The sequence below is a fragment of the Methylobacterium soli genome, assembly GCF_008806385.1.
In the GTDB taxonomy this organism is placed as follows: Bacteria; Pseudomonadota; Alphaproteobacteria; order Rhizobiales; family Beijerinckiaceae; genus Methylobacterium; species Methylobacterium soli.
The window spans coordinates 236,166-243,487 of record NZ_VZZK01000004.1 but is presented as its reverse complement, the minus strand read 5'-3'; the positions used below and the strand labels follow the sequence as shown (position 1 = coordinate 243,487).

6 protein-coding genes are annotated in these 7,322 nt (G+C 66.6%); 1 reads left to right on the top strand and 5 read right to left on the bottom strand.

The window, feature by feature from the left end:
* Positions 1-209: 209 nt before the first annotated feature.
* The 5 genes from F6X53_RS06075 to cyoA form a co-directional block, all read right to left on the bottom strand.
* A complete protein-coding gene (locus tag F6X53_RS06075; RefSeq protein ID WP_150998197.1) occupies positions 210-971 on the bottom strand; it encodes an SURF1 family protein in 762 nt (253 codons plus the stop codon).
* Positions 972-1,112: 141 nt separating this feature from the next.
* On the bottom strand, positions 1,113-1,520 hold the full coding sequence (cyoD, locus tag F6X53_RS06070; RefSeq protein ID WP_150998194.1) for a cytochrome o ubiquinol oxidase subunit IV: 408 nt from the start codon (positions 1,518-1,520) through the stop codon (positions 1,113-1,115).
* Positions 1,517-2,146, bottom strand: coding sequence for a cytochrome o ubiquinol oxidase subunit III (gene cyoC / locus F6X53_RS06065; protein ID WP_150998191.1), 630 nt, complete (start codon positions 2,144-2,146; stop codon positions 1,517-1,519). Before cyoC ends, cyoD begins: the two co-directional genes overlap by 4 nt.
* Before the next feature lie 4 nt (positions 2,147-2,150).
* Entirely contained in the window at positions 2,151-4,154 is a 2,004-nt protein-coding gene (gene cyoB, locus F6X53_RS06060) for a cytochrome o ubiquinol oxidase subunit I (protein ID WP_150998188.1), read from the bottom strand.
* 143 nt (positions 4,155-4,297) lie between these two features.
* Positions 4,298-5,464, bottom strand: a complete 1,167-nt coding sequence (gene cyoA / locus F6X53_RS06055) for a ubiquinol oxidase subunit II (RefSeq protein ID WP_150998185.1) — start codon at positions 5,462-5,464, stop codon at positions 4,298-4,300.
* Between the two features lie 472 nt (positions 5,465-5,936).
* Between cyoA and F6X53_RS06050 the strand changes: the two genes are divergently transcribed.
* A complete protein-coding gene (locus tag F6X53_RS06050; RefSeq protein WP_150998182.1) occupies positions 5,937-7,271 on the top strand; it encodes an MFS transporter in 1,335 nt (444 codons plus the stop codon).
* Positions 7,272-7,322: the final 51 nt, after the last annotated feature.

Genomic DNA, 7,322 nt, shown 5'->3' with positions numbered 1-7,322 from the left:
CCAAGAGACGTTTCAGCGACCGGGCCGCTTCCGCGGCCGGCGCCGATGAGCAGCGGTATACGCACCACGCCCAAACCCGTCAACCCAAAAATGAGCGGAGAGGCACCGAAATCCTACATCCGTGTGACGGTCGGGGATCCCCCTTCCCGGCCTCGATCCGGGTGGATTCTTGGCGCTCGACAGGTTGGCGCCGTCCGCGGCCGCCTCGGCTACGCCCTCGATCGCCCCTTCGGGCGCGCGTCGTAGATCAGGTAGACCGCCGCACCCAGGACCATCAGGGCGAGCGCGTACCACGTCAGCGCGTAGACGAGGTGATCGTTGCGAAAGGCGATGACGGTCAGGCCGCCGACCGGAAGGCCGCCGGGCAGCGGGCTCGCATCGACATCGATGAAGTAAGGCGCGACCTCGCCGAGACCCCGCGCGCCCGCGATGGCCGCGACGTCCCGGGAAAACCAGCGCTCGCCGGCCGGATCGTTCGAGCGCAGGAAGGCACCGCCGGGCTCGCTCAGGCGCAGGAGCCCGCGCACCGTGGTCTCACCGGTGATCCGCCCCGCGACGCGGGATGCCGGGTCGCGCCAGTCCGCCGGAACGAAGCCGCGGTTGATCAGGATGATCTCGCGCTCCTGGAGCGCCAGGGGCGTGAGAACCCAGAAGCCGGGACCGCGCTCCGTCACGGCCTGAACCAGAGTTTCGCGATCGTTCAGGAACGTGCCTGTCACGCGCACGTGCCGGTAGGCATCGGCGGTGGTCACCCGTGGCCAGTCGGGCCTTGCCGGCGCCGGGACCGGCTCGGCCCGGACGCGCTCCGTCACCCGGGCGATCAGGTCGAGCTTCCAGGTCCGGCGCTCGAGCTGCCAGGTTCCGAGACCGACGAAACCCAGGAAGGCCAGCCCGGCGAGGAGGCCCGCGAAGATCCGCACCAGGGGCGTGCGGGAGGTGACGGGTCCGGTTTCCGGCTCTGGATCGCACATCACGGGATCGCGGGTGAAACGGGGGCGGCTCGCAAGTCGGATCCTGATGAAACCGCGGCGAACGCGATACCGGTACATATGAGAAGAGCCGTTCCCGTCGCGACGGGAACGGCTCCGGCCGAACGCGATCCGGGGACCGGCTCAGCGCGCGGGCATGTGGTGCTGCATGTCGTGGGCCGACATCGGCATCATGTTGGCGTTGAGGTGGTACATCACCCAGAGCGAGCCGATCAGCGTGATCACCACAAGGGTCAGGGTGAAGATCAGCGCCAGGAAGGTCCAGCCGCCCTCCGACTTCGTGTTCATGTGCAGGAAGTAGATCATATGAACCACGATCTGCACGACCGCGAAGGCCATGATCACCAGGCTGGTGGTGCGGTTGTCACCGAGGACGTCGGCCATCACGAGCCAGAACGGAATCGCCGTCAGGATGACCGACAGCACGAAGCCGGTCATGTAGCTCTTGAGGGTGCCGTGACTGCCCGCCCCCCCGTGGGACGCATCGCCATGCGCGTGCCCGTGATGGGCGGTCTCCGCGGCCGAGCTCATTGCAGGACTCCCATCAGGTACACGAAGGTGAAGACCCCGATCCAGATCACGTCGAGGAAGTGCCAGAACATGGACAGGCACAGGAGCCGGCGGCGGTTCTCGACGATGAGGCCGCGCTGGCGCACCTGCACCATCAGGGTGACCAGCCAGACGATGCCGAGGCTGACATGCAGCCCGTGGGTGCCCACGAGAGTGAAGAAGGCGGAGAGGAAGCCGCTGCGCTGGGGCGTCGCGCCCTCGTGGATCAGATGCGCGAACTCGTAGAGCTCGATCCCGACGAAGCAGAGGCCGAACAGGCCCGTGACGGCGAGCCAGCCGAGGGTCGCGCCCTGCCGGTTCCGCTCCATCTCCAGGACGGCGAAGCCGTAGGTGATGGAGGAGAGGAGCAGCATCGAGGTGTTCAGGGCCACCAGCGGCAGCTCGAACAGGTCTTTTGGGGAGGGCCCGGCCGCGTAGTTTCGGCCGAGCACCGCGTAGGTGGCGAACAGGACCGCGAAGATGAGGCAATCGCTCATCAGGTAGATCCAGAAGCCCAGCATGGTGCTGCCTTCCGGATGATGGTCCTCCGCGAGGTGAAATTCCGGAGCCTCGCCCGGGCTCAGGACTGTCTGTGCGTGCGTCGCCATGGTCTCAGGCCCGTCCCGAAAGCATCGTCGTCCGCTGGCCCTCGGCCCGGATGACCTCGTCGGCCGGGATGTAGAAGTCGCGGTTGTAGTTGAAGGTGTGGCCGATCGTGACGACCGCCATGGCCAAGAAGGTCGCCGCGGCGAGCCACCAGATGTACCAGATCATCGCGAAGGAGAAGACCAGGCTGAGCGCGCCCAGGATCACGCCGGTGCCGGTTCCCTTCGGCATGTGGATCGCTCGGAAACCCTCCAGCGGACGGCTGTAGCCGCGGCGCTTCATGTCCCACCACGCATCGTGATCGTGGATCACGGGCGTGAAGGCGAAGTTGTACTCGGGCGGTGGCGACGCGGTGGACCATTCGAGGGTCCGGCCGTTCCACGGGTCGCCGGTTACGTCGCGCAGCGCCTCGCGGTTGAGGTAGCTGACGACGAGCTGCACGCCGAACGAGGCGATGCCGAGCAGGATCAGGAACGCGCCGAAGGCCGCGATCACGAACCAGATCTGGAGCGAGGGATCGTCGAAATGGTTGAGGCGCCGCGTCACGCCCATCAGGCCGAGCACGTAGAGCGGCATGAAGGCGAACCAGAATCCGGTGAGCCAGAACCAGAACGACATCTTCCCCCAGAACGGGTCGAGCTTGTAGCCGAAGGCCTTGGGGAACCAGTAGGTGATGCCGGCCAGCATGCCGAAGAGCACGCCGCCGATGATCACGTTGTGGAAATGCGCGATCAGGAACAGGGAATTGTGCAGGACGAAGTCGGCGGGCGGCACCGCCAGCAGCACGCCGGTCATGCCGCCGATCACGAAGGTGACCATGAAGCCGACCGTCCACAGCATCGGGACCTCGAACCGGATCCGGCCTTTGTACATGGTGAACAGCCAGTTGAAGATCTTGGCGCCCGTCGGGATCGAGATGATCATCGTGGTGATGCCGAAGAACGAGTTCACGGAGGCTCCCGAGCCCATCGTGAAGAAGTGGTGCAGCCAGACCAGGTAGGAGAGAATCGTGATCACGACGGTGGCGTAGACCATCGAGGCGTAGCCGAAGAGGCGCTTGCCCGAATAGGTCGAGACGATCTCGGAGAAGACGCCGAAGGCCGGCAGGATCAGGATGTAGACCTCCGGGTGACCCCAGATCCAGATGAGGTTCACGTACATCATCGGGTTGCCGCCGAGGTCGTTCGAGAAGAAATGCGTGCCGACGTAGCGGTCGAGGGACAGCAGCGCGAGAACGGCGGTCAGGATCGGGAAGGCGGCGACGATCAGGATGTTGGTGCAGAGCGCCGTCCAGGTGAAGACCGGCAGCTTCATCATGCTCATGCCGGGCGCGCGCATCTTCACGATGGTGGCCACGAGATTGATGCCGGAGAGCAGCGTCCCGATGCCGGCGATCTGCAGCGCCCAGATGTAGTAGTCGACGCCAACGCCGGGACTCGCGGCCGGACCGGAGAGCGGCGGGTAGGCGAGCCAGCCGGTGCGGGCGAACTCGCCGACGAAGAGCGAGGCCATCACCGTCACGGCGCCGCTCACCGTCATCCAGAAGCTGAAATTGTTGAGGAACGGGAAGGCCACGTCGCGGGCGCCGATCTGCAGCGGCACCACGAAGTTCATCAGGCCCGTCACCAGCGGCATCGCGACGAAGAAGATCATGATCACGCCGTGGGCTGTGAAGATCTGGTCGTAATGGTGCGGCGGCAGGTAGCCGTCATTGGCTCCGAAGGCGATCGCCTGCTGGGCGCGCATCATCAGCGCGTCGGCAAAGCCGCGCAGCAGCATCACCAGCGCGAGGATGATGTACATGATGCCGATCTTCTTGTGATCGACGCTCGTGAGCCAATCGCGCCAGAGCGTGCCCCAGAGGCGGAAATACGTGAGCGCGCCCAGCACCCCGAGGCCGCCGAGGACGACGGCCGCGAAGGTCACGAGCAGGATCGGCTCGTGGTAGGGAATCGCTTCGAGCGTCAGGCGCCCGAAGACGAGCTTCTGGAGATCCAGGTTGGAGAACATCGGTTCTGCTCGTTCGAGGATGTCGGCGGTCTCGGCGGACCCGCACGGCGCTGCGCACCTGCCGGCTTGCCGAGACCGAACTTCGTCGTGGCCGACCCCGCGCGGGTGGTCGGCGGGGGGCTCAAGCGCTCAGCGCTGCCGGGTCAGTGGTGCATCTGTGCCGGGGCAGGGTCATTCTGCTTCATGCCGGGCATGGAATGACCCTGGTGCGAATCGGGGTGCTGGGCCGGGGCGTTGACCTTCGGGTCCAGTGCGTCCGGCTTCATGCCCTGGGGCTGCACGTCGCCGCGCGGCGGGCGGCCCGAGGCCGGGAAGGTCGCGCCCTGTGCCTCGTCGCCCTCCTGGGCGTGCCGGTTGTCGTATTCGAGCCTGGCGCGATTCTCGTGGCTGTCCTTGCCGGCGCCCCCTTGAGCGTCGATGTGCATCATCTCGCTCATGCACATCTTGCCCGGGACCGCGCACATGTTGAGGATCGCTCTGTAGAGCCCCTGATCGACGCCCGAATAGTAGCGGACCGGCTCCTGCTCGCTCGGCTTCTCGAGCTTGAGATAGGCCTCGCGGCTCAGCTCCGTCCCGTCGGACTTGGCCTTGGCGATCCACTGGTCGAAGCCGTCCCGGCTGAGGCCGTGGAACTTGAAGTTCATCCGCGAGAAGCCGGCTCCGCTGTAATTGGCCGAGAAGCCGTCATAGACGCCTTCCTTGTTCACCACCGCGTGCAGCTTCGTCTCCATGCCCGCCATGGCGTAGATCTGACCGGCGAGCGCCGGGATGTAGAACGAATTCATGATCGACGCGGACGTGATCTTGAACGTGATCGGCACGTCCACGGGGGCGGCCAGTTCGTTGACCGTCGCGATGCCCCGATCTGGGTAGAAGAACAGCCACTTCCAATCGAGTGCGACGACTTCGACTGTGAGCGGCTTGACGTCCGCCGGCAGCGGCCGCGACGCGTCGAGGCGGCTGAGGGGCCGGTAGGGATCGAGCGTGTGGGTGCTGATCCAGGTCAGCGCCCCCAGCGCGATGATGATGACGAGCGGCGCCGACCAGATCACCACTTCGAGCTGGGTCGAGTGATGCCAGTCGGGATCGTAGGCCGCCTCCGTGTTCGTGTGGCGATAGCGCCACGCGAACAGCAGCGTCAGGGCGATGACGGGCACGATGATGAGCAGCATCAGCCCGGTCGAGGCGAGGATCAGGTCGCGCTGTCGGGCCGCGATGTCGCCCGAGGGCTGCATCACCACCATGTTGCAGCCTGACAGCAGGCCGAACAGGGGAACCAGTGCGAGGCCGCGAAGAAGTCTGATGGACATCGGGTCGATCGGTGCAGGGGCTCGGGACGGAAGTTCGGGCGCGGGGACGTGGGTCAGGGACTTGGATGCCGAGACCTCGCGCCGGACCTCGGGGACGAAGCCCCGACATCCGTGCAGAGAAGCCCCTGCCCTGGACCGCCCTCCCCCGGTGCGCCTCGGATCGGCACGCCTCGGGAACGGCGCGGTTTTCTGCGCTGCAGCGTGGCGTTGTGGCAAGTGCAACAGATGTCTCACCCATCGGCGCGGCAAGCATGGCAGGGTTGAGCCCGGAGTGTGGATGCGGGCGGCGCTCTCCTCGAACCGCCCCGTTTCGCCTCGCCTGGACGGGGATCGGGCGGGCGCGCGTCACGGGGTCTCGCCTCTCCGCGCTTTGCCGTGGCGCAGGCCTGCGCCATAACGCCCCCAACACGCAACCGATCGGCCGCCCTCGGCGGCGGTCTCGGCCCGATGCCCAGGACAAGAATTGCCGACGATGAGTTCAGATTACGCCCTCCCCTCCTCGACGCCGCTCGAGCGCGACGCGCGGCTGGTCTCGACCGACCACAAGGTCGCCCCCAGCGAGATCGCCATTGGCGTCGTCATCGGCCGGACCTCGGAGTTCTTCGACTTCTTCACCTACGGCATCGCCTCGGTGCTGGTTTTCCCGAAGGTCTTCTTCCCCTTCGTCGATCCGCTGCGCGCCACGCTCTACGCCTTCGCGGTGTTCGCCCTCGCCTTCATCGCGCGCCCGATCGGGTCCGCGATCTTCATGGCGGTCGACCGGAGGTATGGCCGCGGCGTCAAGCTGACGATCGCCCTGTTCCTCCTCGGCGGCTCGACCGCGGCGATCAGCTTCCTGCCGAACTACGCCCATCTCGGCGCAGCCTCCATCGTGCTGCTGGCGGCCTTCCGGATCGGGCAGGGCCTTGCACTCGGGGGGGCCTGGGACGGGCTCGCCTCGCTTCTGGCCCTCAACGCCCCCGAGAACCGGCGCGGCTGGTACGCGATGATGCCGCAACTCGGTGCGCCGCTGGGCTTCATGCTGGCGAGCGCCCTGTTCTCGTTCTTCCTCGTCAACCTCACGTCCGAGGATTTCCTCGACTGGGGCTGGCGCTACCCGTTCTACGTCGCGTTCGCGATCAACGTCGTCGCGCTCTTCGCCCGGCTGCGCCTCGTCGGCACCGAGGAGTTCTCGGCGCTCCTCAAGAAGCAGGAGCTTTCCGCCGTCCCGGTTCTCGAGGTGATTCGGGTGCACGGCCGCCACATCATGATCGGCGCCTTCGTGCCGCTGGCGAGCTTCGCGCTCTTCCACCTCGTCACGGTCTTCCCGATCAGCTGGATCACGCTGTTCACGCAGCGCTCCGCGGGCGAGTTCCTGATGGTGCAGTTCGCCGGCGCGCTGATCGCCGCCGGCGCAATCGTGGCGTCCGGCTTGATCGCGGACCAGATCGGGCGGCGCACCCTCGTGGGCATCTCGGCCGCCCTGATCGGGGTGTTCGCCCTCGGAAGCATCATCGCGCCGATCCTGTTCGGGGACAGCGAGATCGGGCAGACGATCTACGTCGTGGTGGGCTTCGGCCTTCTCGGCCTGTCCTACGGCCAGACCGCCGGTGCGGTCTCGTCGAACTTCGACAACCGCTACCGCTACACCGGCTCGGCCCTGACGTCGGACCTTGCCTGGCTGGTCGGTGCCGGCTTCGCGCCCCTTGTGGCGCTCAGCCTGTCCAGCCGCTTCGGCCTCGCCTGGGTCGGCGTCTACCTGCTCTCGGGCGCGGTCGCGACTTTGTCGGCGCTCGCCCTGAACAAGCGGTTCATGCGCGAGGCCTGATCATGCGCGAGGCCTGATCATGCGCGAGGCCTGAGGGACGGCGGTTGCGGC

Coding starts and splice junctions, on each gene's coding strand:
- F6X53_RS06075 (WP_150998197.1), bottom strand. CDS start 971: ATGTGCGATCCAGAGCCGGAAACCGGACCCGTCACCTCCCGCACGCCC.
- cyoD (WP_150998194.1), bottom strand. CDS start 1,520: ATGAGCTCGGCCGCGGAGACCGCCCATCACGGGCACGCGCATGGCGAT.
- cyoC (WP_150998191.1), bottom strand. CDS start 2,146: ATGGCGACGCACGCACAGACAGTCCTGAGCCCGGGCGAGGCTCCGGAA.
- cyoB (WP_150998188.1), bottom strand. CDS start 4,154: ATGTTCTCCAACCTGGATCTCCAGAAGCTCGTCTTCGGGCGCCTGACG.
- cyoA (WP_150998185.1), bottom strand. CDS start 5,464: ATGTCCATCAGACTTCTTCGCGGCCTCGCACTGGTTCCCCTGTTCGGC.
- F6X53_RS06050 (WP_150998182.1), top strand. CDS start 5,937: ATGAGTTCAGATTACGCCCTCCCCTCCTCGACGCCGCTCGAGCGCGAC.